This window comes from Arthrobacter sp. zg-Y916, from assembly GCF_020907385.1.
Taxonomy (GTDB): domain Bacteria; phylum Actinomycetota; class Actinomycetes; order Actinomycetales; family Micrococcaceae; genus Arthrobacter_B; species Arthrobacter_B caoxuetaonis.
Genome location: NZ_JAJJOD010000002.1, coordinates 128920 through 155508, shown reverse-complemented (window position 1 = coordinate 155508; position 26589 = coordinate 128920). Strand labels below are relative to the sequence as shown.

20 protein-coding genes and 1 pseudogene are annotated in these 26589 nt (G+C 65.3%); 13 read left to right on the top strand and 8 right to left on the bottom strand.

Going from position 1 to position 26589, the window contains the following annotated elements; genetic code table 11:
• Window positions 1-2 precede the first annotated feature (2 nt).
• From cydD to LOC59_RS05960, 3 genes are read right to left on the bottom strand one after another with little or no spacing between them, the layout of a single operon-like run.
• Window positions 3-3392 (bottom strand): thiol reductant ABC exporter subunit CydD, encoded by a 3390-nt coding sequence (gene cydD, locus LOC59_RS05970; protein ID WP_229971009.1) that lies wholly within the window; start codon window positions 3390-3392, stop codon window positions 3-5.
• Window positions 3389-4405: a cytochrome d ubiquinol oxidase subunit II gene (cydB, locus tag LOC59_RS05965; RefSeq protein WP_227897073.1), complete on the bottom strand. Its 1017-nt coding sequence runs from the start codon at window positions 4403-4405 to the stop codon at window positions 3389-3391. Before cydB ends, cydD begins: the two co-directional genes overlap by 4 nt.
• Window positions 4406-4420: 15 nt before the next feature.
• On the bottom strand, window positions 4421-6028 hold the full coding sequence (locus tag LOC59_RS05960) for a cytochrome ubiquinol oxidase subunit I (protein WP_229971007.1): 1608 nt from the start codon (window positions 6026-6028) through the stop codon (window positions 4421-4423).
• Window positions 6029-6273: 245 nt separating this feature from the next.
• Between LOC59_RS05960 and LOC59_RS05955 the strand changes: the two genes are divergently transcribed.
• Both LOC59_RS05955 and LOC59_RS05950 read left to right on the top strand, forming a co-directional pair.
• Window positions 6274-6645, top strand: a complete 372-nt coding sequence (locus tag LOC59_RS05955; protein WP_227897188.1) for a BlaI/MecI/CopY family transcriptional regulator — start codon at window positions 6274-6276, stop codon at window positions 6643-6645.
• Between the two features lie 20 nt (window positions 6646-6665).
• Complete coding sequence (locus tag LOC59_RS05950; protein ID WP_227897076.1) at window positions 6666-7634, top strand: M56 family metallopeptidase; 969 nt, start codon at window positions 6666-6668, stop codon at window positions 7632-7634.
• A gap of 27 nt (window positions 7635-7661) precedes the next feature.
• On the opposite strand, the gene LOC59_RS05945 is transcribed toward LOC59_RS05950, so the two are convergent.
• Complete coding sequence (locus LOC59_RS05945; protein WP_227897078.1) at window positions 7662-9797, bottom strand: DNA gyrase/topoisomerase IV subunit B; 2136 nt, start codon at window positions 9795-9797, stop codon at window positions 7662-7664.
• A gap of 276 nt (window positions 9798-10073) precedes the next feature.
• Here LOC59_RS05945 and LOC59_RS05940 point away from each other — a divergent pair, with 276 nt between their 5' ends.
• A complete protein-coding gene (locus LOC59_RS05940; RefSeq protein WP_227897081.1) occupies window positions 10074-10295 on the top strand; it encodes a DUF7455 domain-containing protein in 222 nt (73 codons plus the stop codon).
• A gap of 222 nt (window positions 10296-10517) precedes the next feature.
• Here LOC59_RS05940 and LOC59_RS05935 read toward each other — a convergent pair whose 3' ends face one another.
• The 4 genes and pseudogenes from LOC59_RS05935 to LOC59_RS05920 all read right to left on the bottom strand — a co-directional run.
• Entirely contained in the window at window positions 10518-11762 is a 1245-nt protein-coding gene (locus LOC59_RS05935) for an RNA polymerase sigma factor (protein ID WP_227897082.1), read from the bottom strand.
• 334 nt (window positions 11763-12096) lie between these two features.
• Window positions 12097-13374, bottom strand: coding sequence for a DUF4192 domain-containing protein (locus tag LOC59_RS05930; protein ID WP_229971003.1), 1278 nt, complete (start codon window positions 13372-13374; stop codon window positions 12097-12099).
• Between the two features lie 106 nt (window positions 13375-13480).
• The gene (locus LOC59_RS05925) at window positions 13481-14839 is read right to left on the bottom strand and encodes an MFS transporter (protein WP_227897084.1); all 1359 of its coding nucleotides are present in this window, start codon (window positions 14837-14839) and stop codon (window positions 13481-13483) included.
• Between the two features lie 216 nt (window positions 14840-15055).
• Window positions 15056-15949: pseudogene (locus tag LOC59_RS05920) on the bottom strand (proteasome assembly chaperone family protein); the annotation flags it as partial.
• Window positions 15950-16159: 210 nt separating this feature from the next.
• On the opposite strand from LOC59_RS05920, the gene LOC59_RS05915 reads away from it, so the two are divergent.
• From LOC59_RS05915 to LOC59_RS05870, 10 genes are all read left to right on the top strand, one after another.
• The gene (locus LOC59_RS05915) at window positions 16160-17686 is read left to right on the top strand and encodes a leucyl aminopeptidase (protein WP_227897085.1); all 1527 of its coding nucleotides are present in this window, start codon (window positions 16160-16162) and stop codon (window positions 17684-17686) included.
• A gap of 195 nt (window positions 17687-17881) precedes the next feature.
• Window positions 17882-19264, top strand: coding sequence for a dihydrolipoyl dehydrogenase (gene lpdA, locus LOC59_RS05910; protein WP_227917227.1), 1383 nt, complete (start codon window positions 17882-17884; stop codon window positions 19262-19264).
• A gap of 124 nt (window positions 19265-19388) precedes the next feature.
• Window positions 19389-21146, top strand: a complete 1758-nt coding sequence (gene sucB / locus LOC59_RS05905; RefSeq protein WP_229971001.1) for a 2-oxoglutarate dehydrogenase, E2 component, dihydrolipoamide succinyltransferase — start codon at window positions 19389-19391, stop codon at window positions 21144-21146.
• A gap of 136 nt (window positions 21147-21282) precedes the next feature.
• Window positions 21283-21630 (top strand): hypothetical protein, encoded by a 348-nt coding sequence (locus tag LOC59_RS05900; RefSeq protein ID WP_227897091.1) that lies wholly within the window; start codon window positions 21283-21285, stop codon window positions 21628-21630.
• A 189-nt stretch (window positions 21631-21819) separates the two neighbouring features.
• The gene (locus LOC59_RS05895; protein WP_227897092.1) at window positions 21820-22248 is read left to right on the top strand and encodes an OsmC family protein; all 429 of its coding nucleotides are present in this window, start codon (window positions 21820-21822) and stop codon (window positions 22246-22248) included.
• A gap of 183 nt (window positions 22249-22431) precedes the next feature.
• Window positions 22432-22737 carry an urease subunit gamma gene (locus LOC59_RS05890; RefSeq protein WP_227897094.1) on the top strand — a complete coding sequence of 102 codons (306 nt, stop codon included), beginning with the start codon at window positions 22432-22434 and terminating at the stop codon, window positions 22735-22737.
• Window position 22738: 1 nt separating this feature from the next.
• On the top strand, window positions 22739-23689 hold the full coding sequence (locus LOC59_RS05885) for a hypothetical protein (RefSeq protein WP_229970999.1): 951 nt from the start codon (window positions 22739-22741) through the stop codon (window positions 23687-23689).
• Window positions 23690-23702: 13 nt separating this feature from the next.
• Entirely contained in the window at window positions 23703-24149 is a 447-nt protein-coding gene (locus LOC59_RS05880) for an urease subunit beta (protein ID WP_227917224.1), read from the top strand.
• Entirely contained in the window at window positions 24149-25873 is a 1725-nt protein-coding gene (ureC, locus tag LOC59_RS05875; RefSeq protein WP_423723959.1) for an urease subunit alpha, read from the top strand. The genes LOC59_RS05880 and ureC overlap by 1 nt, the downstream gene beginning before the upstream one ends.
• 9 nt (window positions 25874-25882) lie before the next feature.
• Window positions 25883-26572, top strand: a complete 690-nt coding sequence (locus LOC59_RS05870; RefSeq protein WP_229970997.1) for an urease accessory protein UreF — start codon at window positions 25883-25885, stop codon at window positions 26570-26572.
• Window positions 26573-26589: the final 17 nt, after the last annotated feature.

The following is a 26589-nucleotide window of genomic DNA, read 5'->3' as shown; positions in this document are numbered from 1 at the left end:
CCCTAGCGTAGGGCAAGACTCCGATCCTCCGCACCCAGCACCAGTTCATCGTCGCACCAGGCCGCGTCCGCCGGATTATGGGTCACCACCACCACCGACTTACCGGCCAGGCCCTTCCTGAGGTCCGCCATGAGGCGGCGTCCTGCTGGCGGATCCAAGTGGGCAGTAGGTTCGTCCAGGAGCACAATGTCCGCCTCGGTGAGCAGGGCGCGGGCCACGGCGAGCCGCTGCCGCTGGCCGCCCGAGAGGAAATGGCCGCCATTGCCGATCCTGGTGTCAATGCCGTCCTGAAGTTCTGCAATCAGGTCTTCAAGGCCGACAGCCGTGAGGACGTCGAGCATTTCGTCCGTGGACGGAGCATGTTCGCGGTCGCGTGCCAGGAGCAGGTTGCCCCGGACGGTGGAGTTGAAGAGATGCGCTTCCTGCGGGCACCAGGCCATGCCCCGCTCTTCCCTGTCCATGTTTTCGGCGGGCTGCCCGTCCTTCAGGAAGATGCCGTCCTGAGGCCTGAGGAAGCCCAGGAGCACACCCAGCAGCGTGGACTTTCCGCTTCCGGACGGTCCGGTGACGGCCAGCCAGCGGCCCGTCTCAAGGTGCAGGTCAACACCGTCCAGCACATCGGCAGAGGCTCCCGGATAGCGGTAACGGATCCCGATGAGGTCGATCGCGCCTGGACCCGCATGGCCGGGGACAGGAACAGTTCCTGCGGAGGCCGGCCTCTGCAGGGCGCTGGACCCGTGATCATCCGCCGGAGCAACGGAGTTGGAACCAAGGTCGGGGAGCACCTTGTCGCCCAGGATGCGCCAGGCCTGGAACTGCTGGATCGAGCCGTTCACGGCTGCGAAGCACTCCAGCAGGGCGAGCTGCATGAGCACGATCAACGACGCTGCCGTTACCGGGACGCCCTGTGCCAGGCTCAGGATCCACAGCGCGGACCCGGCGCAGGCCAGTGCCGTCACGGCGTTGGCCAGTCCCTGTGCCCAGGCGCTGCGCCGGGCAGCTTGGGCCGCGGCGGAATCCAGTGCACGCTGCCGGGAGAGGACCGGGCCGGAGCTGCTGTTCGCTTCCAGGTCCCTGGCTGCCGTCAGCAGTTTGGCCATCGCGGCCATAGCCCGCGACTGCAGGGCAACAGTCCGTCCCCGGGCGGTGGAATCAGCCCACAGCGCGAGCAGCGGGGCGCCGACGAGCCCGACGACGCAGAGTCCGATCTGCACCAGGATCGCTTCCGGAATCAGGAGCCAGGTGGCAACGCATGCTGCCACGGCGGTCATGAAAGCCGTCACCGGGGCGAAGACGACCCGGGGAGCGATGTCCCGCAATTCGTCGACGTCGCCCACCAGCCGTTCGAGCGCTCCGCCGCCGCGTGCCAGCCTCCGCCAGCCTTCGGGCCGGTTCAGCAGCCCGTTCCAGAGACGGATCCGGATGGAATTCGTGGCGCGGAAAACCGCGTCATGAAGGTGGAGCCGGTCGCGGTAGCGCAGGACGGCACGTCCGATGCCGAAGAACCGCACACCGACGATTGCCATCAGCAGGTAAAGGATCGGCGGCTGCTCGGAGGCACGGACGATCAGCCAGCCCGAGAGCGCGCTGAGCGCCACGGCGAAGATGGTGGCTCCGGTGCCGTAGGCCAGGGCCTTCAGGAACTGCGGGCTCCACGGCCTCAGCACCAGCAGGTTTCTCCACAGCGGCTGCCGGACGGCCGGACCGTGCCGTTCTTCGGCGTTCGCTGTACTTTCCAGGGGTTCGTCCAAGGGGGTGTCCACAGCGTCTGCCAACGAGCCAAGGGGCTGCAGTCCTTCCGACGGTGCCGCGCCGGATACCGGGATGACGACGTCGGCAATGGCTGCCGTTTCGGGGTCATGGGCCACCAGCAGGACGGTGCACTGAAGCCGGAGCCTGGAGAGGGCGGCACGGACGGCTGCGGCACTGTGGTTATCGAGGTGCGCGGTCGGCTCATCCGCCAGCAGGACACGGACGCCGGGTACGTTCTGGACCCGGGCGATCGCACGGGCGACCGCGACGCGGCGCTGTTCGCCCGGGCTCAGTTCCGCCGTCGTTTTCTCCAGCAGATGGGCGGCATCGACCTCTGCCAATGCCCGCGCTGCGGCACGCCGCTGCCCGCTCCCGTCGCTGAGTCCGGAGTACAGCCCGATTTCCTCCCGCACGGTCTCTTCCATGAGAACCGGGTGCTGCGGAATCCAGGCCACCGAAGCACGGTCCACACCCTGGACCGTCCCTGTGATGGTTGCTCCGGCCCCGTCGCGGCGCAGCCCGGCAAGGATTTCCAGGACACTGGTCTTGCCGGATCCGCTGGGGCCGGTGAGCGCGGCGATGGTGCCCACGGGGACAGTGAAGCTGAGCCCATCGATGACGGCACCGGGACGTCCCGGGTAGCGGACGGTGAGCCCGTGGACTGCCACGGCGCCGGCGGCGCCGGCGGCCGGGACAAGCGGCGTGGAAACGGGTGCGTCAAGGACCGCGTTCGTCCGCTTCAGCGCCTCGAGTCCGTCCTCGCTGGAGTGGTGGGCCGTACCAAGGTCGCGCAGGGGCTGGTAGCACTCGGGCGCCAGGAGCAGGGCCAGCAGTCCCATTTCCAGGCTCATGTCGCCGTGGACCAGGCGGACACCGATGAACACGGCCACTACGGCCACGGAGATCGTCGCGATCAGTTCCAGCGCCAGGGAGGAAAGGAAGGCCACGCGCAGGGTTTCCAGCGTGGTGGTCCGGTAGCGGTCGGCAACGTCGCGCAGGGCGCGGGTCTGGGCCCTGGCCCGGCCCAGACCCACGAGCACGGGCAGGCCCTTGGCCAGCTCCAGCATGTTGTCCGAGAGCCGGTTGAGTGCGTCGATGGCCTTGGCTGTCTTGTCCCCGGTATGCAGGCCGATCAGGATCATGAACACCGGAACCAGCGGCACCGTCAGGACGATGACGACTGCACTGACCCAGTCAGCAGCGAGGATCCGGATGCCAACGAGCAGGGGCAGCACGGCACAGGTCACCAGGGCCGGCAGGTACTTGGCATAGTAGTTGTCCAGTCCGTCCAGCCCGCGGGTCAAAAGCACGCTGAGCGCGCCCGATCCCATGCCGGGAACACTCCCGCCCTCCTCGAGCACCCGGTCGGCCAGCTGGGCGCGCAGCTCATCCTTGACCCCGGCGGCGGCCCGCTGGGCGACGGTTTCCTGCGCCCACATCGCCAGGGACCGCAGCAGCGCACCGGCAAGACCGGTGGCCGCGACGTAACCCCAGTCCGGGCCGCCCGCGGCCAGTCCGGCAATGCCCGCGGCGATGCCGGTGGCCAGCAGCACCAGACCGACGGCCTTCAGCGCCGCCAGCAGGCCGAGCAGGTACAGGGCCCGGCGGCTGGTGGCGCTGACAGGAAGAACCGGTTTCACTGGGCCGTGATCCTATGAACCGGAGGGATGGAGTCTGCGCTAATGCGCTTGCGGAACACCCAGTAGGTCCAGCCCTGATAGAGGAGGACGATGGGAAGGCCAAAGACGGAAACCCAGGTGATCACCTTCAGGGTGTACGGCCCGGAGGAGGCGTTCTCCACCGTCAGGTTCCAAGCTGCGTCCAGCGTGGACGGGAGCACCACGGGGTACATGGCTGCGAATATGGATACCGCGCCGAAAAGCAGGAACACTGCCAGGGAGCCGAAGGCCAGGGCTTCCTTGCCGCGGGACGCCATCAGCCAGGCAACGGCAACGGCGACTACCGCCACGGCGAGCGGGATCAGGGACATCAGGTCCCCGCTGAGGAACTGTACGCCGACAGCCCAGGCTGCCAGCGGCAGGATCCCCACGGGCAGCCAGCGGACCAGGGCACGACGGGCACGGGCCCGGATCTCGCCGTCGGTCTTCAGCGTCAGGAAGGCGCATGCATGCACCAGGGCGAAGCCGACCACAGCGAGGCCGCCCAGCACTGCCCATGGCGTCAACCAGGCAAAGGCACCGCCCACACGGTCGCCGTTCTCATTCAGCGGCAGGCCGGTGGAAGTCAGGGCCAGGGCGGCCCCCACACCGAAGGCGCTCACGAAGGAGCCCAGGGCCATGGCCCAGTCCCAGCGGTTCCGCCAGGAATCGGAGTCGTGCTTGCCCCTGTACTCGATGGACACTGCCCGGAAGATCAGACCCAGGAGGACCAGCGTCAGCGGGATATAGAGCGCCGAGAACAGCGAGGCGTACCACATGGGGAATGCTGCGAAGGTCATGGCGCCGGCAGTGATCAGCCAGACCTCATTGCCGTCCCACACCGGTCCGATGGTATTGAGCAGCACGCGGCGGTCGCGTTCACTGCGGGCAAAGAGCTTCATGAGCATGCCCACGCCGAGGTCGAATCCCTCCAGGAAGAGGTATCCGACCCACAGGAAGGCGATAACGATGAACCAGAAAGTTGCAAGCGTCATTTTGGGTCTCCGGCGCTAGTAGGCGAAATCGAGGACGTCGTCGGACTTCCGTCCACCGGGCGTGCCGGGTGTGCCCGGAGTGCCGTCGCCGTCACCGTCGTCTGAATCCGACGCGTGGAGCAGTTCGGGCATCGCAGACGGAACGCCGCCGCGTACGTACTTGAACAGCAGCCGCACTTCAACCACGAGCAGGGCCAGGTAGATCACCGTGAACGAGATGACGGAGAACAGCAGTTCCGCCATGCTGACCCCCGGCGACACGGCCGCCGCGGTAAACATGAACACGTTGTCTATGCCGGTGAAGCTCGGGTTAGGCACGACGACGAAGGGCTGGCGGCCCATTTCCGTGAAGATCCAGCCGGCGCTGTTGGCGCCGAACGGAGCGAGGATCCCGAAGACCGCAAGCCGCATGAGCCACTTGGACTCCGGGACGGTGCCCTTGCGGGTGACCCACAGTGCAACTGCGGCCGCAATGGCAGCGACGCCGCCGAAACCGATCATGATCCGGAAGCCCCAGTAGGTCACTGACATCACGGGGAGGTAGTCGATTTCCTGTCCGGCCTGTTCGCCGTACATCGGGTCGTCGGGCAGGTGCGTGCCGTACTTCTCCTGGTATTCCGGGATCAGCGTGTTCACGCCTTCGACAGGAGTGTTGAAGTCGCCGTTGGCCAGGAAGGACAGCACGCCGGGGACCTCGATCAGGGTCTGGACGTCTTCGCAGTCCTTGGCACCCACGTCACCTACGGAGAGCACGGAGAACGCGGTGCCGTTGTGGCAGGCAGCCTCGGCAGCCGCCATCTTCATCGGCTGCTGTTCGAACATCAGCTTGCCCTGCAGGTCGCCGGTGATAGCTGTGCCGGCAAAAGCGACGACGGCGACGGCGGCGCCGATGCGCAGTGCCTTGATCCAGACCGCATGGTCGGTCTTGTCACGGCCAATGGCCGCATTCTCCCCCACCACCACACGGCCGTCCGCATCCACGGTGTCGATTCCGTCGCGGCGCCGCTTCCACAGCTGGTACCAGGAGATACCCAGCAGGAAGCCGCCGGCGACTGCGAACGCACCGGTAATGGTGTGCGGGAAGGCAACCAGCAGGGTGTTGTTGGTCAGGATGGCCCAGATATCCGTCATGACGGCACGTCCGTCGACCATCTCAACGCCGACGGGGTGCTGCATCCAGGAATTAGCGGCCAGGATGAAGTAGGCAGACAGGGCAGAAGCACCGGTGGCCAGCCAGATGGTGGCAAGGTGCAGCTTCTGCGGAAGCCGTTTCCAGCCGAAGATCCAGAGTCCCAGGAAAACGGACTCGGTGAAGAAGGCCAGCAGGGACTCCAGCGCCAGCGGAGCACCGAACACGTCCCCGACGAAGCGGCTGTATTCGCTCCACGCCATACCGAACTGGAACTCCTGGACCAAGCCTGTGGCTACACCCATGATGAAGTTGATCAGGAACAGCTTGCCCCAGAACTTGGTGAGCCGAAGATACTCTTCCTTTCCGGTACGCACCCAGGCGGTCTGCAGGGCAGCAACTACGAGCCCCAGGCCGATCGTGAGTGGAACCATCAGGAAGTGGTAAACCGTTGTAATCCCGAATTGCCAGCGGGCAATGTCCAATGCTTCCACGAAAACAATCCTTCAGTTGCGACATGTTCTACAGAACGTAGAACCCCCTTCTTCTACTGATCGTAGAACAACGCGGGAGAACTTTTCTACAGCTCGTAGAATCTTTTTTCTACAAGTCGTAGAGACAGAGCCGAAAAACCGGTACTGTTAAGCTCCGTCGCGTGGCCATCCTTGGTTTGGCCCCGCAGGACGACCTGCCCGGAGTGATCCCCCGGCCCTGGACCGAAGAACGAAAGAAGACTGACATGGCGACTCTCGGAGAACTTGAGCGGGCGATGATGGATCTCCTCTGGGAATCCAGCGAAGCCCTGACCGCCAATGAACTGCGCGAGCGGTTGGCCCAGAACGACGCAGGACGCGCCCAGGCTAAGGGGCTCGCGGTAACCACCGTGCTGACCGTCCTCTCGCGCCTGGAGAAGAAGGCGCTGGTCGCCCGAGAGCGTGACATCCGCCCGCATCGCTACCGGGCGGTAACTACCCGCGCCGAACACACGGCCGAACTGATGCACGAGGTCCTCGGTTCAGCCAATGACCGCGAAGCCGTCCTGGCACGATTCGTCGGCTCCGTCTCCGCGACGGAGGCACAGACCCTGCGCAGGCTGCTGGAAGGCGCCTAGTCCGCGGACCGGCGCTCCACATGTTCTGGGCGTCCTATTTCCTGGCTGCGCTGGCCATCATCCTGGCCTGGCCCGTGCCCGTGATCCTTTCCCGTGCCAAATGGCCTTCACGGTCGCCGTTTTCAGCGATGGTGCTGTGGCAGGCCATCGCACTCGCCGGCGGGCTTTCCATGATCGGCGCGATGCTGGCCTGGGGCCTTGAGCCCATCGGGGAAAACCTGGCCCAGGGGCTTCGGTCGCTCTGGGACATCCTCATCCAGAGACGCCCTGCAGAAACCCTCGGCCTGGTCCACGTCTTCGCGATCAGCGCGGCCATCCTGCTCACCGTCCACCTGGTCTTCACCCTGCTGCTGACCTATTACCGGATCCTCAGCGGCCGCCGCCGGCACCGGGACATGCTGAACCTGCTCAGTTCGCCGTCGCTCGACGCTCCGGCCACCCTCGTAATCCCCTATCCTTCACCGGTCGCCTACTGCCTCCCGGGCGGAGGCCAGTCCGTTACCGTGCTTTCTGACGGCCTGATGGACATCCTGTCCGAAGCTGAACTCACCGCAGTGATGACGCATGAGAAGGCCCACCTCAGCCAGCACCACCATCTGCTCCTGTGGGCCTTCGCTGCCTGGCGTGCGGCTCTCCCCTGGCTTCCCACGTCACAGCTCGCCCAGCAGTCGGTGAACGAACTAATCGAAATGCTGGCCGACGACGAGGCGCTGAAGAAGGTGGACCGCCAGACCCTGGTCCGCGCCGTCGCGATCGTCGGCTCGGGGGCAGGGGCGGAAACTGCTGCCAGCCTGCCCGGCCCCACCGGTACCGCGGCAGTGACCGGCGGGGTGGACGGCCAGGAGGACGTCATTGCCGGAAGGCTTTCCCGGCTGCTGACTCCGCAGCCGCCGCTCCCCCGCTGGATCCGGGCAGTGATCCAGGCCAGCGCAGTGCTGCTGCTGGCAGTGCCCACAGTGCTCCTCTTCGCGCCCGGCCTGATCCGCTAGGCGGCAGCTGCGGGGCAGGCCCCGGGGCTAGGCGTCGATCCGGTCCCGGTCCAGCATCGCGGCACCGGCAATGATGAAGTCCTTCCGGGGCGCTACGTCACTGCCCATCAGCAGCTCGAACGTGGCTTCGTCGACGTGGTCCATGGTGCGGTCTGCTTCCGCAGCCTCACTGAGCCGGATCCGGCGCAGCGTGCGGTGCCGGGGATCCATGGTGGTCTCCGCCAGCTGGTCGGCATCCATCTCGCCCAAGCCCTTGTAGCGCTGGATGGGCTCCTTGTAGCGCTTGCCTTCCTTCTCCAGCCGGGCCAGCAGCTGGTGCAGCTCCTTCTCGCTGTATGTGTAGACCATCTCGTTGGCTTTGGAGCCATGGTTGATGACCTCAACACGATGCAGCGGGGGAACAGCCGCATAAACGCGCCCGGCTTCCACCAGGGGACGCATGTAGCGGAAAAACAAGGTGAGCAGCAGGGTTCGGATGTGGGCGCCGTCGACGTCGGCATCAGTCATGAAAATGACCTTGCCGTAGCGGGCGGCCTCCAGCTGGAAGCTGCGTCCTGACCCTGCTCCGACCACCTGGATCAGGGCAGCGCACTCGGCGTTGGAGAGCATGTCCGACACTGAGGCCTTCTGCACGTTCAGGATCTTGCCGCGGATGGGCAGCAGCGCCTGGTAATCCGAGGACCTGGCCATCTTGGCCGTGCCAAGGGCGGAATCGCCCTCCACAATAAACAGTTCGGAACGCTCGGCATCGTCGATGCGGCAGTCGGCCAGCTTCACGGGCATCGAAGATGTCTCGAGTGCGTTCTTCCGGCGCTGGGTCTCCTTGTGCACCCGCGCGGAGATACGCGACTTCATCTCGGAGACGACCTTTTCCAGCAGCAGCGCGGTCTGCGCCTTGTCACCGCGGGCGGTGGAATTCAGCCGGGCAGAGATTTCCTTCTCGACGACCTTGGCAACGATGGCGCGCACAGCGGACGTGCCGAGGATTTCCTTGGTCTGGCCCTCGAACTGGGGCTCGGCCAGGCGCACCGTGAGCACGGCGGTCAGGCCGGCGAAAACGTCGTCCTTCTCGATTTTGTCGTTGCCGGCCTTGAGCTTGCGGGCGTTGGCCTCGATGACCTTGCGGAAAGTCTTCAGCAGCGCCTGCTCGAAGCCGGCCTGGTGCGTTCCGCCCTTGGGCGTAGCGATGATGTTCACGAAGCTGCGGGTGGTGGTCTCGTAGCCGATTCCCCAGCGCAGGGCGATGTCCACTTCGCACTCGCGCTCCACCTCGGCAATCTGGCTGTGTCCGCGTTCGTCCAGGACCGGGACCGACTCCTTGAACTTCCCGGAACCGTGCAGCCGCCAGATGTCAGTGACCGGAGCATCAGCAGCGAGGAACTCCACGAACTCGGAGATGCCGCCGTCGTGGTGGAAAACCTCTTCAACCGGGCCGTCCTCGCCGGGCGTTCCGGGAAGGCGGCGTTCATCCCGCAGGGTGATCCTCAGCCCGGGCACCAGGAAAGACGTCTGCCGGGCGCGGGCCTCCAGCTCGGTGTAAGAGAACTTGGCGTCCGGCGTGAAGATCTGCCGGTCGGCCCAGTAGCGGATCCTGGTTCCTGTCACACCGCGCTTGGCCTTGCCCACCACCTCAAGCTTTGAGCTTTCCAGGAACGGAGTGAACTTCGCGTCGGGCGAGGGCTTGGAACCCGTGTCGGCGAAGGTTCCAGGTTCACCGCGCCGGAAGGTCATTTGGTAGGTCTTGCCAGCGCGGTCCACCTGGACGTCCAGGCGTGAAGAAAGGGCGTTGACGACAGAGGCGCCAACGCCGTGCAGTCCGCCCGAGGCTGCATAGGAACCGCCGCCGAACTTTCCGCCTGCATGCAGCTTGGTGAAGACAACTTCCACGCCGGAGAGCCCGGTCTTGGGTTCGATGTCGACCGGAATGCCGCGCCCGTCGTCATGGATCTCCACGGAGTTGTCTGCGTGCAGGATGATCCGGATGCTCTGGCCGTATCCGGCGAGAGCTTCGTCGACTGAGTTGTCGATGATCTCCCACAGGCAGTGCATCAAGCCACGGGAGTCGGTGGAGCCGATGTACATGCCGGGACGCTTGCGGACCGCCTCGAGTCCCTCCAGCACGGAGAGATGGCGGGCGTTGTACTCAGTATCCAGGGGGACCACGTTTGCTGAACTCCTAGGGCCGGGGAAAGGCCTGTTTTGCGTTGGCCGGCCTTACGGCCGGGCAGCCGGCGAGAAACCGGCCTCTTAATAGGTTAATGCCCGCACACCCGCGGACCGGGCAGCGACTCAGCCGTACCGTTCCTCCTCCATCAGCTCCACGGTGTTCCGGGGAGTCCCACCTCATTGGTACGCGCAGAGCGAAAGACACGCCCAGTTGGAAAGGTCCGCAGCACAAAGGTGGTTATATGGGATATCAACACCCCTTAGGAGGCACTCATGACAGCAGCAGTTGCTACCCGTCATCTCAACACACTGGACCGCTGTGACCGCTGCGGTGCCCAGGCGTACGTCCGCGCCGTACTCGAAACCTCCGGTGGGGAATTGCTTTTCTGCGCTCATCACGCCCGGGCAGTGGAGGCCAATCTCCGCCCCCTGACCTCTGAGTGGCATGACGAGAGTGCACGTCTGCACCAGAAGGCCGGTTCTCCCGAGGACTAATCTTTCGGACCAGCTGTCCATAAGACGCTATGCGAGGGCCCTTTCCGCCGGGAAGGGCCCTCGTTCTGTGTCCGGCCGGCTTCGCCCGTTCGGCCGCCCTGTTCCGGCGTACGGGTGATTCCAGCGCCGAGCGGCTAAATATGGGGATGGTTGACGGACATAAAGAAGGAGTGCCCCGCATTGCGGGGCACTCCTTCTTTTGCAGACTGTGATTCTCGGGTCTTAGTCCAGGTAATCCCGCAGGACCTGCGACCGCGACGGGTGGCGCAGCTTGGACATGGTCTTTGACTCGATCTGGCGGATCCGCTCGCGGGTCACGCCGTAGACCTTGCCGATTTCGTCCAGGGTCTTGGGCTGTCCGTCGGTGAGGCCGAACCGCATAGCGACGACGCCGGCTTCGCGCTCGGAGAGGGTGTCCAGAACCGAGTGCAGCTGCTCCTGCAACAGCGTGAAGCTCACTGCGTCGGCGGGGACCACGGCTTCGGAGTCTTCGATCAGGTCGCCGAACTCCGAGTCGCCGTCCTCACCCAGCGGGGTGTGCAGCGAAATGGGTTCGCGGCCGTACTTCTGGACCTCGACGACCTTCTCCGGCGTCATATCCAGTTCCAGTGCCAGTTCCTCCGGAGCCGGTTCGCGGCCCAGGTCCTGAAGCATCTGGCGCTGGACGCGGGCCAGCTTATTGATGACTTCGACCATGTGCACCGGAATACGGATGGTGCGTGCCTGGTCCGCCATGGCACGGGTGATGGCCTGGCGGATCCACCAGGTCGCGTAGGTGGAGAACTTGAAGCCCTTGGTGTAGTCGAACTTCTCCACAGCGCGGATCAGGCCCAGGTTGCCTTCCTGGATCAGGTCCAGGAAGAGCATGCCGCGACCCGTGTAGCGCTTGGCCAGGGACACCACCAGGCGGAGGTTGGCCTCCAGCAGGTGGTTTTTGGCCCGCTTGCCGTCGTGGATGATCTGCTGCAGGTCGCGCTTGAGCCTGGGATCCATGTCAGGATCGGCCGCGATCTTCTCTTCGGCGTAGAGCCCTGCTTCGATGCGCAGGGCCAGATCCACTTCCTGCTCGGCGTTCAGCAGGGCAACCTTGCCAATCTGCTTCAGGTAATCCTTGACGGGGTCGGCGGTGGCACCTGCCGATACGACCTGCTGGGCGGGGGCGTCATCATCATCGGCGTCCGAGTAGACGAATCCGGATCCGGTGGGCGCGGCATCCGGAGCATCGGCTTCGACAACTTCGACGTCAACGTCAGTGGGCTCTGCGTCCGAGTCTTCGCTGGTTACTTCAGCTTCTTCTGCCGGAGCTGCCTTCTTGGCCTTCGCCTTAGCCGGGGCCTTGCGCGTGGCCGGCTTGCGGGCGGGTTTAGCGGCCGTCTTGGTCGCTGCGGCCGCGGCCGCTTCAGTAACTTCGGGGGCGGCAGTCACGGTGTCAGTCTCTTTGACAGCAGTTGTCTTTCTCGCGGACACAGAAAACCTTTCAATACGGCGGGCTGCGGCGCCACCATCGGGGCAACACCACTATGACCCTGTCAAGTCCGTGCTAAACCAAATGGTCGGCACGCGGCGTGCTTCTTATCGAAACAAGCCGCATACGGTTCCTATTCCCTCCGCTGTCAACGGAAAGTGCGGAACGACACTTGATACACGAACCCAACCGGGTCTCGGTTCCCATTGTCGCATGTTTTCACGCCGCGGCCAGCACCGGACGCGCAGGACCAGCGGCCTGCCGGCTTTGGCCCGGCGTGCTCGGGCCGGCTGGCTTTGGCCCGGCGGGCCGCGCTGATCCCGGTGCCGCTTCCGGCTATCCGGAGGACGGCCCGCGCCAGGCTGTCTTCGGGGACTGCGTCCATACCGGCAGGTCGCCGCGGACCAGCAGGGCCTGAAGCAACTGCGCCAGGCGGTACCCCGGGTGAGTCCTGAGGGCAGCGGAAAGGCAGACGTCTGCGCGTGAGCTCCTTCCCCGCGCCCATTCGAGCCACCCCAATAGGGTCAGCAGGGCCGCAGCAGGTTCCCCGGCCGCATCAGCCAGCAGGGAATGGAACAGCAGGTAGGCGCGGTCAAGCCGCTCCCAGTCAGGAGTTGCCCGGCTGCGCCCGATGAGCACGGACCGGAAGACGTGCCCCGCTTCCGGACTGCCCCGGAATCCGGCGGGAGGGCAGTCAGGGGGACAGCTCAGCCCGTCCGGATCTGCCGGACCGTCCGGGCCTGGTCCGGCCGGTGCCAGCCAGTGGCGGGCTCCGTCAACCGCCGTATGGAGTCCCAGGGCAGCCAGGACCAGGACGGCGTCCCGGACCGGCTTTGATTCGAGGCTTGCGAGCAGCAGTCCGTCCCGGGCGGGACTGCCCGTTCCGTTGAGCCGGTCTTCCCACTGGGCAAGTGTTGCGCGGAAGGTGGCGGCCCGGGTCCATATCCCGGCGAACCGCAGCCGGCTGGCCTCTTCGCTGCGGACGGTTTCGGGGTTCCTCACACGTGCGCCGGCAAGCCCTACCGCAGCTTCCAGGGACGGCGAGTAGGCGCTCCCCCGGTATACGAGTTCCGCGTTCAGTGTGCTGCCGTGGATCTGGTCCAGGGGATAGCCCGGCCACGGACAGCACTGGGCCGAGGTGCAGAAATAGTCGCGCCAGTGCCCGTTGCCGGCCAGCCAGCCGTCACGCACAGCCAACCCGGCGGCGGCGAGTTCCTTACCCACCCGGGCAATCAGCGCAGCGTACGGCGCTTCTTCCTCCGGTTCCCACGGAGCATCGGTGTAGACGAGAACAAGGACGCCGTCTGCCTCTGCGTCCCCGGAAAGAAGCGAGCAGATGCGCGCGCTGTAGCCGGCAGCAAATGCATGCCCTGCAGCCCCGGCGGACACCTCCATGCCGGCCGTTGATCCGGTGCTGGGCAGGTCGAGCCTCAGCGTGGCTCCCAGCCTCCGGCCCCTGAGCGCAAGGAGGACCAGCGATTCCTGCGGAACAAAGCCCAGGCAGTGCGGCACAAACGCAAGTACGTCTGCCGGGGACCCAACTCTCAGCGCGGCGTTTTCGGCCTCGGCCGAGGTTCCGTTCGGGGACGGCCGGTGTTCGGCGAATTCGTTCATGGAAGTACTCTTGCTGCACGCGGAGGGGAGCTCCCGCGCAGCCCCGGGAGTGGGGACGGGCCTGTGCCTGCCACAGCTCCGGCGGCCCCTGTGGAGGGCAGATCCTCTAGTCTTCCAACTCTCCCGTCGTGCCTTCCTGTCCGCTGCTCCGGCGCTGGCTGCGGCGGCGCTGCCGTTCACGCGCCAGTGCTTCCCGCAACGGCGGAAGATCCAGTCCCTCACTGGCCATGCGGGCCCGGATGATCCGGCGGGTCCGGAAGATTCCGGCAATCCCGACCAGCATGACGGCGAACTGGACGGCCAGCGCGATGCGGAAGGACGTCAGGTCGTAAAGGTTGCCGTTGGAGAATCCCCCGGCGTAGAGCATGTCCAGGACCAGCCCAATCAGGTACATCGAGATCAGGGAGGCAGCGAACCCGCCGATGTTAACGATCCCCGTGGCCGTTCCCAGCCTGCTGGCCGGATTGAAGGTCCGGGCGAAGTCGAACCCGATCATGGATCCCGGCCCGCCGATTGCCAGCACCGAAACCAGGAGCAGCAGCAGCCATACCGGCGCGGGACCGGGCCAGAGCATCACTGCCAGCCAGGCCGCTGCCATGGCTCCGGCGATCAGCAGCACCATAGTGGACCGGCGCAGCGGATGCCTGCCGACCCACGCGCCCAGCCATGGCCCGCACAGGATCGCCACCGTGACAAAGAACGTCATGAGGAAGGACGCCATGGGCGCAGAGACCTGTTCACCGCTGACGAGGTAGGGGTAGCCCCACATCAGCACAAAAACGGTGCCGGGGAACTGGATGGTGAAGTGGGTCCACAGTCCCAGGCGCGTGCCCGGCTGCCGCCACGCCGCAGCCAGGCTGGACTCCGGGCCACCCGCTGCTGCGGCGGCCGGCCGGGGGCCGCTGGGCTTGTTGCGGATCAGGACCAAAGACAGAATCAGCGCCAGGACGGAAAGTGCCGCTGCGCCGGTAAAAGCGGTACTCCAGCCGAGGCTTCGGAGCAGGAAAGCGAACGGGATGGCGCTGGCAATCTGGCCCAGCTGTCCAATAATGCCCGTCCACTGGGTCAGCACGGGGACCCGTGCCGGGGGGAACCAGGCGGGAAGCAGCCGGAGTACAGAGATAAACGTCAGGGCGTCCCCCGCCCCCACCAGGGAGCGTCCGGCAATTCCCGCCCCTACTGAGTCGGCTACCGCCAGCTGGAACTGGCCGGCGCACATCAGGGCTGCACCGCCGGCAATCAGCAGCCGCGGCCCGAAGCGGTCCACCAGCATTCCCACCGGGATCTGCAGCCCGGCGTAAACCAGCAGCTGGACGACGGTAAAGACGGAGAGAACCGAAGCCGTTGCGTCGAAACGGTCAGTCGCTTCTACGCCGGCGACGCCGAACGCAGTCCGCTGGGTGACTGCCACCATGTAGGCGAAGACACCGGCACCCCAGACAAGCCATGCCCCGCGGTGCTTCATGACCGGCACCGATCCCGGGTGCCGGTCCCGCTACTGCGCGGCGGGGCCGCGCCTTCCGGCATCCGGCCCGGACTCGTCACCGGTGCCGGGAAGCGGTGTGGGGCCATTCGGTTCAACAGTGTCCTCGTCCTCTGGCTGCGGTTTTTCCGTCCCGGCGGCATCCTGGCTGCCGAGTCCTTCAAGCAGGGCCTCCGTCTCATCTTCGGCCCGCGGGCTGGCGAGGTAGGCCTCCACTGCTGCCCCCAGCTCCTCGGCGTCGGGCAGCTCATCGTTGTCCTTCACCAGCAGCGACCGGCGTGATGTGCTGCCGGTGTACTCGTCGTAGCGGCTCTCCAGTGTGGCCACAACACCCCGGACCTCGGCCGAGGCCTCGATCTGTTCGGCGATCTGCTTCTCCACTTCGCGGCCGGCCTCGCGCAGCCGGTCGGTGGGCAGCACAAGATTAGCCGCCGCACCGAGGTATTCCAGTGCCGCCACGGCGGCGGGCGGGAACTCCGCGTCGGAAAGATAGTGGGGAACGTGCACTACGTGGCCTACGACGTCGACTCCGGCCTCCGTCAGCCGCAGTTCCAGAAGGTGCCCCACGGCAGCCTGGATCTGCGCGGTAGGCTTCCAGGAGCTGATTCCCTCAATGAGGTCCGGCCGGTTTCCATGGGCCGTGACGCCAACCGGACGGGTGTGCGGAACGGGCATGGGAATGGAGTGCATCCAGGCCACAAGGGTCACGTCGAGGGACTTCACGAGGGAGAGCACGGCCGCTGTGAAGCGCTCCCACTGGAAATCCGGCTCAAAGCCGGTCAGGAAGAGGAACGGCTCGCCCAGTCCGTCATGGAAACGGTGCAGTTCAATCCGGGGTGCCTCGTAGCCGCTGAAGTGGTCTTCCACGAACGTCAGCGCCGGGCGGCGCGACCGGTAATCAATGAGCTGGTCAGCGTCGAACGTCGCCACGAGGTCATGGTCCAGGCGTTCAAACAGTTCGTCGCGCACCTGGGAGACGACGTGCCCGGCCTCCCCGAAGCCGGTGAACCCGGCAATCATCTTCAGCCCGCGCACCTCAGCGGAGGCGGCCAATTCCGGGTTCAGGTTAAACAGGGTCAGCGGATCAAGCATGTTCTTACCTTCCTGCAACTCGTCCCGTTGGTCTGCGGGCTGCACTGCCGGGACAGCGCTGTGTTGTCAATCCTTACTCAAGCGTAAACGCCGGCACGAACCCATTTCATTCCGCAGACACGGAAGGCGGGCGGCGCGCAGAGCAGCTAAGAGACTACGATCGGTAAAGCAACGCAGCAGCAAACACACCACAGAAGAGGATGAAGCTTCGTGAGCAAAGCCAGTGAGCCGGACCTGCAGGTACTTTCCCGGGATGTGCGCAAGGTTGCGGCACAAGCCCTGGTCGTGGGAGTCGGGCAGACTCCGGACGGCCCTGTGCTCGTTGACAGCCCGCTCTCGCCAAAGACCTCCTCGGCCGTTGCCGGCTCCTTCGGACTGCTGGGTGTGACCGGCGCCGTGGACCAGGTGGTGCGGCTGCCCGGCCTGCCTGAACTCGACGCCGAGATGCTGGTCCTGGCCGGGCTGGGACCGGTTTCCGCCGGCGAACCGCTGAGCACGGAGGCGCTGCGGCGGACGGCCGGTTCGGCCGTGCGCCAGCTCGCCGGCACGGAGACTGTTGCCCTGGCACTGCCCGCGGCCAGCGTGGCCGATGCAGCAGCCGTTGCCGAAGGCGCCCTGCTGGGCGCCTACAGCTTTACGGAACACCGCAGCTCCCACGCCTCAAAGATGCCCGCGCCGGTCTCCTCGATTACCGTCGTGACAGCCGCCGCGGGTGAGCCCGCGCTGAAGCCGGCCCTGGAACGCGCCCGTGTCCTCGGCCGCGCCGTCAACAGCACCCGTTCGCTGGTCAACCAGCCGCCCAGCCACCTGTACCCGGAAACCTTTGCCGCCGCAGCCCGCGAGGCCGCGCGCGGCCTTCCGGTCAAGGTCACGGTGTGGGACGAAAAGAAGCTTGAACGTGAAGGCTTTGGCGGCATCCTCGGCGTCGGAAAGGGTTCCTCCCGTCCGCCGCGCCTGGTCAAGCTCGAATACTCCCCCGCCCGGGCCAAGGCCAAACTGGCTCTGGTAGGCAAGGGCATCACCTTTGATTCCGGCGGACTGTCGCTGAAGCCTGCTGCAGGCATGCAGGCCATGAAATCGGACATGGGCGGCGCCGCCGTCGTACTGAACGCCCTTCTTGCCATTGCCGAACTGGGCCTTCCCGTGAAGGTGACTTCATGGCTGTGCCTCGCCGAAAACATGCCTTCGGGTACTGCCCAGCGTCCGTCCGACGTGATGACTACCTACGGCGGCCGCACGGTCGAAGTCCTGAACACCGACGCCGAAGGCCGTCTCGTCATGGCTGACGGCCTGGCCGTGGCCAGCGAGGAGTCCCCGGACGTTCTCATCGACGTCGCCACGCTGACCGGCGCGCAGATGATCGCCCTGGGCAACCGGGTTTCCGCGGTGATGGGAGAGGACGGCGTCCGCGATGCCGTCAAGGCTGCCGCAGACCGCGCCGGCGAACTTTTCTGGCCGATGCCGCTGCCCGAAGAACTGCGGGCCAGCTTGGATTCGGCGACCGCCGACATCGCGAACATCGGCGAACGCTTCGGCGGCATGATGACGGCGGCAGTCTTCCTTCGCGAATTCGTCGGGGAAGTTGACGGCGTCAAGATTCCGTGGGCGCACCTGGACATTGCCGGGCCCGCGTTCAACGAAGGCAAGCCGTACGGTTACACGCCGAAGGAAGGAACGGGCGTGGCAGTACGCACCCTTGTTTCCTACGCCGAGGACGTGCTGGCCCGCACGGCATAACACTGCCCCGCATTCTGCGTGCAACTTCAAGGGCAGTTTTTGCACGTGTTTCTCGTTACATTCGTCTGGCGCCGTCCCGCACCGAGTGGATGCAGGCAAACGCTGACGATAGTGTGAGACCTAATCACTACCGCCCAAATCACTCAACCGACGCGTCCTGCGCGTCACACACCGATTACGCGAGGGAGCGTCCACGTGGCCGATACGGCAACTGCGCAAGAGTTCGACATCCTGATCCTCGGCGGAGGCAGCGGCGGGTACGCCGCCGCCCTTCGTTCCGTGGAACTGGGTTTTTCCGTTGGCCTGATTGAGAAGGCGAAGCTGGGCGGGACCTGCCTGCACAACGGCTGCATCCCCACCAAAGCACTCCTGCATTCGGCTGAAATCGCCGAAAACGCCAAGACGGCTGCGAAGTACGGCATCAACGCCACGTTCGACTCTGTCGACATGGACGCCGTCAACTCCTACAAGGACAACATCATTGCGGGCAAGTTCCGCGGCCTGCAGGGCCTGATCAAGTCCAAAGGCATCACCGTGATCGAGGGTGAAGGCCGCCTCACCAGCGAGAAGACCATCGAGGTCAACGGCGAGACCTACACCGGTTCCAACATCATCCTTGCTACCGGTTCCTACTCCCGCTCGCTTCCGGGACTGGAAATCGGCGGACGCGTCATCACCTCGGACCAGGCACTGACCCTGGACTACGTTCCCAAGAGCGCCGTCATCCTCGGCGGCGGCGTGATCGGCGTCGAGTTCGCTTCGGTCTGGAACTCCTTCGGCGTCGACGTCACGATCGTTGAGGGCCTGCCCTCGCTGGTCCCCAACGAAGATGCGGCCATCATCAAGAACCTGGAGCGTGCCTACAAGAAGCGCGGGATCAAGTTCAGCACCGGCATCTTCTTCGAGAAGGTGGAGCAGAACGATGACGGCGTCATCGTCACGCTCGCTGACGGCAAGACCTTCGAAGCCGAGCTGCTCCTCGTCGCCGTTGGCCGCGGGCCCGTCACCGCCAACCTGGGCTACGAAGAAGCCGGCCTGACCATGGACCGCGGCTTCGTCATCACCAATGAGCGGCTGCACACCGGCGTCGGCAACGTCTACGCCGTCGGAGACATTGTTCCCGGCCTGCAGCTGGCCCACCGCGGCTTCCAGCAGGGCATCTTCGTGGCCGAGGAAATTGCCGGCCTGAAGCCTGTCGTCGTCGAAGACGTCAACATCCCCAAGGTCACCTACTGCGAACCCGAGATTGCCTCCGTGGGCCTGACCGAGGCCAAGGCCAAGGAAAAGCTCGGCGCCGAGAACGTCCAGGTCCAGGAATACAACCTGGCCGGCAACGGCAAGACCTCCATCCTGGGCAGCTCCGGCCTGATCAAGATGGTGCGCGAGAAGGACGGCCCCATCATCGGCGTCCACATGATCGGCGGCCGCATCGGCGAGCAGATCGGCGAAGCACAGCTGATCGTGAACTGGGAAGCCTACCCAGAGGACCTCGCCGGCCTGCTCCACGCACACCCCACCCAGAACGAAGCCATCGGTGAGGCCGCCATGGCCCTAGCCGGCAAGCCGCTGCACGGCTAAGGCTCACCACAACGAATTTTCCTGGTGCACCCGGCAGCCTGGCCGCCGGGTGCACTAGGCTTCAAACCAACCAGCACCAGCGGTACGGCTGGTCAAAGAACTAACAAGGAGAAACGGGGACAATATGTCTGAAACCGTGAACTTACCGGCCCTTGGTGAGAGCGTCACCGAAGGCACCGTTACCCGCTGGCTGAAGCAGGTGGGCGATACCGTCGCCGTCGACGAACCCCTGCTCGAGGTTTCCACCGACAAGGTCGACACTGAAATCCCGTCTCCCGTGGCCGGCGTGATCGAGGAAATCCTCGTCGCCGAAGACGAGACCGCGGAGGTCGGGGAAGCCCTCGTCCGCATCGGTGACGGCTCCGGCGCATCCTCCGGCTCTTCCGACGCACCGGCTGCCGAGGAAGAAGCCCCGGCACAGGAAGAGGAACCTGCACAGGAAGCCCCGGCTGAAGAAGCTGCACCTGCACAGGACTCCGGCTCTGATGATTCCGGCTCGGGTGACAGCACCGACGTGACCCTTCCCGCACTGGGCGAAAGCGTCACCGAAGGCACCGTCACCCGCTGGCTGAAGTCCGTAGGCGACGAGGTTGCCGTGGACGAACCCCTGCTGGAGGTCTCCACCGACAAGGTCGACACCGAGATTCCGTCCCCGGTTGCAGGCAAGCTGCTCGAAATCAAGGTCAACGAGGACGAGACGGCCGAGGTCGGCTCCGTCCTGGCCGTCATCGGTTCGGGTTCCGCTGCTCCGGCCAAGGCCGAGCCCAAGGAAGCGGAACCGGTTGCAGCTGCTCCGTCGACTGAGCGCGACGAGCCTGTCGCCGAGCCGAAGAAGGAAGAAGCCCCCAAGCAGGAAGCTCCCAAGCAGGAAGCTCCCAAGCAGGAGGCTCCCAAGCAGGAGGCTCCCAAGCAGGAAGCTCCCAAGGCAGAGGAGCCCTCTTCCGAGGGAACCTACGTCACCCCGCTGGTCCGTAAGCTGGCCAACGAACACGGCGTTGACCTCTCCACGGTGAAGGGCACCGGTGTGGCAGGCCGCATCCGCAAGCAGGATGTGCTCGCCGCTGCCGAGTCCAAGAAGGCCGAGACTCCTGCAGCCCCGGCTGCAGCTGCTTCGTCCGAGAAGGCCGCACCGGCCAAGATCAGCGAGGAAAGCGCCAAGCTGCGCGGCACCACGGTCAAGGCACCGCGGATCCGCCAGACGATCGCGCGCCGCATGGTGGAGTCCCTGGACTCGTCGGCCCAGCTGACCCAGGTCCACGAAGTCGACATGACGCGCATCGCTGCCCTCCGCCAGCAGGCCAAGGCAGGCTTCAAGGAGCAGAACGGTGCGAACCTCACGTTCCTGCCGTTCATCGCCAAGGCTGTCGTCGAGGCGCTGAAGCAGCACCCGAAGCTCAACGCGTCCTACGACTCCGAGAGCCAGGAAATCACCTACCACGACGCCGAGCACCTGGCCATCGCGGTGGACACCGAAAAGGGTCTGCTGGTTCCCGTCATCAATGACGCCGGCGACCTGAACATCGCCGGCCTGGCCAAGCGCATTGCCGACGTCGGTGCGCGGACCCGCAGCGGGAAGATCGGCCCGGACGAGCTGTCCGGCGGTACCTTCACGATCACCAACATCGGCAGCGTCGGAGCCCTCTTCGACACGCCGATCATCAACCAGCCCCAGGTCGGAATCCTGGGCACGGGCGCAATCGTCAAGCGCGCGGTGGTGCGCACCGATGAGGACGGCAATGACACCATTGCCATCCGTTCGATGATGTACCTCTCCCTCACCTACGATCACCGACTGGTGGACGGCGCCGACGCCGGCCGATTCCTGCAGACGCTGCGGGCACGGCTGGAAGAAGGCAACTTCGAGGCCGATCTGGGTCTCTAGCACCAGATTCGCGGTGGGCGCCCCCTTGGGGGTGCCCACCGTCGTTTAAGGCATCTGGCCTGCAATTTTCTACTCGTTGTAGAATAGTTACCGTTTAATTGTTATCCGCTGACATAGTGTCGGTAACATCGAAGGCATGGACTTCCTTCATAGCTTCCTCGTTTTCCTCCACATCCTTGGCGCAGGACTGATCGTCGGCATCTGGGTCGCCAGGATCAAGAACCCGACCGTCATGCCCGGCCAGTTCCACGCGGCGCTGCTGCAGCTGGTCACCGGCATCCTGCTGGTCGGCATGAATGAGATGGGCGACGGCGACGTCAACCACCTGAAGGTCGGAATCAAGCTTGCAATTGCCCTGGCCATTGCCGTCATGGCGTTCATCGGCCAGCGCAAGTACAAGAAGGACCAGCCCGTCCCCGGCGCACTGGCTAACGGCGTCGGCATCCTGACTGTTGTGAACGTCGCACTCGCCACCATGTGGTAACAACTGACTAGGCCCCGCCCGGGGGTCACCGAATGCCTCCCCTCCTTTCCTGGACGGGAGGCATTCTTTTTGTATGCCGAAGTCCCACGGAGCTGGTGGTGCGGGGGTCTGGCTGGAATAGGCATGACCTGCAAGGATGGGCCGCAGCCGGGGACACCGGCCCCGGCCCACCCCCTCGAAGGAGCACTCATGGCTACTGTCCGCTCAGCCCATACCGTCTGGAACGGGGACCTCTTCCATGGAAGGGGTGAAGTCACGCTCGACTCCTCTCATCTCGGTACGTTCGATGTCACCTGGAAGGCACGCGCTGAGGAAGCCGACGGGCGTACCAGCCCGGAAGAACTGATTGCCGCGGCCCACTCCGCCTGCTTCTCCATGGCCTTCAGCAACGCGCTGGCCGAGGCCGGCAAAACCGCTGAACGCATCCACACTTCCGCCGAGGTCACCTTTGTTCCCGGAACCGGGATCACGGGCAGCCACCTTACGGTTTCCGCCGTCGTCCCCGGCCTGACAGCGGAGGAATTCACGGACATCGCAGAATCAGCCAAAACCGGCTGCCCCGTCTCGCAGGCCCTGGCGGGCATCACCATCACCATGGAGGCCTCGCTGGAAGCCTAGTCCCGCACGTCCCGCCAGCGCCGCCCGGTGCCACCCAGGCGAAAAGGACCTCTCCCGCCCGGGAGAGGTCCTTTAGGGTATTGCCGGTCAGTCGCTGCGCGTACGCTCGCTTATAAGCGAGCTTGGCAGCGAGCCAAGGGAGCGGTTTCGAGACAGCCGCAACTGCGTTCTGAAGGTGAAGACATGAACCTCACGCCCAAGGAAATCGACAAACTGTACGTGTATCAAGTGGCCGATCTGGCCCGCAAACGACGCGATCGGGGAACCAAACTCAACGTCAGCGAGGCCACTGCCCTGATCTGCGAAGCAATCCTGGAAGGGGCCAGGGACGGCCGGACCGTGGCGGAGGTGATGGAGCTCGGCAAAACCATCGTCTCTGAGAGCCAGTGCATGGACGGCGTCCGTGAGCGGCTGCCCCTGCTGCAGATCGAGGCGACCTTCGTCGACGGCAGCAAGCTTGTCTCCTGCCACGATCCCATCGGAGTGTGAGTTGACGCGGCGCCCGGAGCCGGGCGCGGCGGTGGTGCTGGTTGGAGGACACGAGAGCGGGAACGGCGCGGATCTTTCCTTCGTGCCGGACCTGATGCCCGGTGTCTTCGTCAGTCCGGCCGGCCGGCCCCTCCACAATCTGCTCACACAACTGCTCGACCGGGGCGGTGACGTTTCCGGTTCCGACCCCCAGCCGGTAGTGGTGCTTCCGATGACCTTTGGCCGCAACCCCACCCTCATTGCCGACACGGCGAAGACACTTCACTGGCTCTCAGCGGCAGGCGGCACCACAAACGCCGGGCCACAGCTGGCCCTGTCCGAGCCCTTCGGAACCCCGGACCATCTCACGGCCTGGCTGAGAACCGCAGCCACCGAAGTGCGGCGGCGGGAGGCGGCATCCGCAGTGCTGATCACCGCGGATGCCGCCAACCCCTTCGATGACGCCGATCTCTACCGCATCTCCCACCTGGTCCGCACCCATGGAGCGGGCATCCCCGTTGAGACGGCGGCGGTCAGCAGCGTGGAAGCACTTCTGGAGGCTGTTCAGCGGCTCCGGCTGCTCGGCAGCACGCACGCCTTCGTGGTTCCGGCCGGTTTCCGCCGGGCAGCAACCGTGTACTCGGACGTGGTGCCGTACGGCGAAGAAGGGTTCTCCGGTGTCGAGTTCTACGGCGCGCTGATGAGCGAAAAAGCAGTGCTCCGGGTAATCAGTGAGCGTGTCCGCGACACGCTGCACGCCCTCAGCCACGGCCGGACCGGCGTGGAAGCCGGCCTGCAGGCCGACCACGGCCACGGATACGCCCACTCGCACGCCTTTGAGGAGTCCGGCGGGCACTCCCATCCGCACAGCTCCGGGATGGCCGCCGGCCATCCGCACAGCCATCCCCGCCCCGATCGGCAGGAATTGACCGGGTCCCCACCGCACAACCACATGCAGCGCCCTGCGCGCTAGGGAAGGACACATCATGATGGGCAGCCCCACCTATGACCACAAGCAAGAGGACATTGAGATCAACGCCGGACGGCCAAGCGTCACCCTGCTGGTAAGCAACACCGGCGACCGGGCCGTGCAGGTTGGATCCCACTTCCACTTCTTCGAAACCAACAAGGCTCTCCTGTTCGAACGCGAACTCGCGTACGGCATGCACCTGGACCTGCCGGCAGGTACCGGAGTGCGTATTGAGGCCGGCGACACCCGGGAGGTGACCCTCACCGCCTATGCCGGCGGTCGGCGGGTGATCGGCTTCAACAACCTCGTCGACGGAGGCCTCGACGCCGCTGACACCAAGATCCGCGCCATGGCACGGATGAGGGAACTCGGGTTCCAGGACGGCAAGCCGACCGCCAAACCCAGCGCGAACAACCAGGGCGGTGCGGCGAAGGCCGGCTCCGCAAACGAGGGGAAGAACTGATGGCGAAAATTTCGCGTAAACAGTATACGGACCTCTTCGGTCCGACCACCGGCGACCGGGTCCGTCTGGCCGACACCAATCTGGTGATCGAGATCGAGAAGGACTTCAACGAGGGCCATTACGGCGACGAAGTTGTCTACGGCGGCGGCAAGACCGCCCGCGACGGCATGGCCGCCGACCCCCAGGCAACTTCCGCTGAAGGAGTCCTGGACCTGGTCATCACAAACGCCATCATCCTGGACCCGATTCTCGGAGTCGTTAAGGGCGACATCGGCATTCGTGACGGCAAGATCGCCGGGGTCGGCAAATCCGGGAACCCGCATACCCAGAGCGGAGTCGATCCCCGTCTTGTAGTTGGACCAGGCACCGAACTGCTGGCCGGCGAACACTTCATTGCCACCGCCGGCGGCATCGACTCCCACGTGCACTACATCTCCCCCGAGCAGGCCCTTGCGGCCTTGTCCAACGGCATCACCACGCTCTTTGGAGGCGGCACGGGGCCCACCGACGGCACCAACGGCGTCACGACCACTCCCGGTGTATGGAACCTCGGCAGGATGCTCCAGTCGATCGAGGGGATGCCCGTCAACATGGGCGTGCTCGGCAAGGGGAACGGATCGCTGCCGGATGCCCTGATCGAGCAGATCGAGGGCGGTGCGGCGGGACTGAAGGTCCACGAAGACTTCGGTGCGACACCCGCTGCGCTGAGCATGGCGCTTTCCGTGGCTGACGACTACGACATCCAGATCTCGGTGCACACCGACAGCCTCAACGAGGCCGGTTACGTGGAAAACACGCTCGACGCGATCGACGGCCGCACCATCCACACCTTCCACACCGAGGGCGCCGGCGGCGGGCACGCACCGGACATCATCAAGGTGGCCGGCCACCCCAACGTGCTGCCCTCGTCCACGAACCCGACGCTGCCCTACACTGCCAACTCGGTGGACGAGCTCCTCGACATGGTGATGGTCTGCCACCACCTCTCCCACGACATCCCCGAAGACGTTGCCTTCGCAGACTCCCGGGTACGGGCCGAGACGATCTCGGCCGAAACCGTCTTCCACGACGAAGGCATCATCTCGATGGTGTCCTCCGATTCCCAGGCTATGGGGCGGATCGGCGAGTCCTTCATGCGCACCTTCCAGATCGCCCACCACTGCAAGGACCAGCGCGGCAAGCTGCCGGAAGACAGTGCGGACAACGACAACTTCCGGGTGCTGCGCTATCTGGCCAAGATCACCATCAACCCGGCCATCACCCAGGGCGTGTCTGACTACATCGGTTCGCTGGAAGCGGGGAAGATGGCGGACATCGTCCTCTGGCCGATCCAGTCCTTTGCAGCCAAGCCCAGGCTGATCGTCAAGGGCGGGCTGATCAACTGGGCGCTGATGGGAGACCCGAACGCTTCCCTGCCCACCCCGCAGCCGGTGTTCTACCGGCCCATGTTCGGCGCGCAGGGCAAGGCACTTCAGAGCACCCGGGCAACCTTCATGTCCCAGGCCGCCATCGACAAGGGCGTGCCGGAACAACTCGGGCTGGAAAGCCAGGTCTTCCCGGTGCACCGCTGCCGCGGCATCGGCAAGGAACACATGGTCCGCAACAATGCCACGCCTGACATCACCGTGGACCCGGAGACCTACGACGTCAGGTACAACGGCACGCTGGCCTCCATACCCCCGGCACAGTCCCTCCCGCTGACCCAGCTGTTCTTCCTGGCCTAGGGGCGGCGCATGTCGGATATATCGCAGCTGCTCACGAGCCTGCAGTTCGCAGACTCTGCCTTCCCGAGCGGTTTCTACACGATGTCGCACGGGCTTGAGGGCTACAGCCAGGCGCGGCTTGTCAAGCGCGGCGACGTGCAGCCGCTGCTGGCCGGGCTGCTGCTGCACTCGGTCGGTCCGGGGGACGCAACAGCCCTCGCCGCAGCGCACCGCGCGGCGTCCGACGGCGACGTCGACCTGGTGCAGGAAATCGACCAGCTCCTCTTCGCTTCCAAACTGAACGCGGAAATGCGCAAGGCGTCCGTGCGCAGCGGGCACCAGCTGATCGATCTGGGTGCCGAGCTGATGGAGCAGCCGATCCTCGCCCGATACGCCGAACGGGTGCGCAGCCGGGCCACGCCCGGCTGCCAGCCGGTCGTGACGGCAGCGGTGTATGCAGCCGGCGGGGTCCAGACCCGGCAGGCCGTGGCATCAGATCTGTTCGCCTTCTCGGCCAGCTTCGTCGGTGCCGCGCTCCGGCTGCGGCTGACGGACCACCGGCATGCCCAGGCGGTCCTGCTGGAAACGGCCCCCGTGATAGAGCAGGCGACCGACGCCGCCCTGGAACGGGACCTGGCTGACCTCGGCGGCTGTGCGCCAATGGCGGATGTCATGTCCGCCCGGCATGAAAAAGCCGACGCACGGCTCTTCGCCAGCTAGGGCGGCAACAACCGGCG